We start from the raw sequence: 606 nt of genomic DNA, 5'->3' as shown, positions 1-606 counted from the left end.
CGTGTAAATCAACGCAACCCCAGCTGCCGATGCGGCGTTGGAATCGCGAGGGACCATTCCCGGATGGGAGACATCAGATGAAAACCCTTCTGACCGCGACCGTCGCAGCCCTGCTGGCCGGCGCGCCGGCCGCTCTGGCGCAATCGACGAACCAGGTCGCGCCCATGCTTGCCGACAGCAAGGTCGACACAAAGACCTTCGTCACCACCGTACCCAACGCCAACGAATTCGAGATCCAGTCGAGCAGGCTGGCCGAGGAGAAGGCCTCCTCCGACGACATCAAGGCCTTCGCCAGAGAGATGATCGCGGACCACACCAAGGCGGGCGAGGATTTCAAGGCGGCGCTGAGCCAAGGCCAGACCACCGCCTCGATCAAGCCCGCCGGGCCCGCGCTCGGCCCTAAGGAACAGCAGATGCTGGGCGAGTTGAAGAGCGCGAGCGGCAAGGCGTTCGACCAGAAGTACATCAAGATGCAGACGGACGCGCACAAAGAGGCGGTCGCGCTGTTCAGCACCTATGCGAAATCGGGCGACGACCCGGCGATGAAGGAATTCGCCAAGAAGACGCTGCCGACGCTGAAGATGCATGAGAAGCACGTGAAGGAAC

General features: G+C 62.5%; 1 protein-coding gene. It reads left to right on the top strand.

Features of this window, described 5'->3' with window-relative positions; translation table 11 throughout:
- Positions 1-77 precede the first annotated feature (77 nt).
- On the top strand, positions 78-606 hold a 529-nt coding region (locus tag EOA33_RS37905; protein WP_145989611.1), incomplete at its 3' end, for a DUF4142 domain-containing protein.

This window comes from Mesorhizobium sp. M4A.F.Ca.ET.050.02.1.1, from assembly GCF_003997725.1.
Lineage (GTDB): Bacteria > Pseudomonadota > Alphaproteobacteria > Rhizobiales > Rhizobiaceae > Mesorhizobium.
Note: the sequence above shows the minus strand (reverse complement) of the source record. Positions and strands in the feature narration are given on the sequence as shown.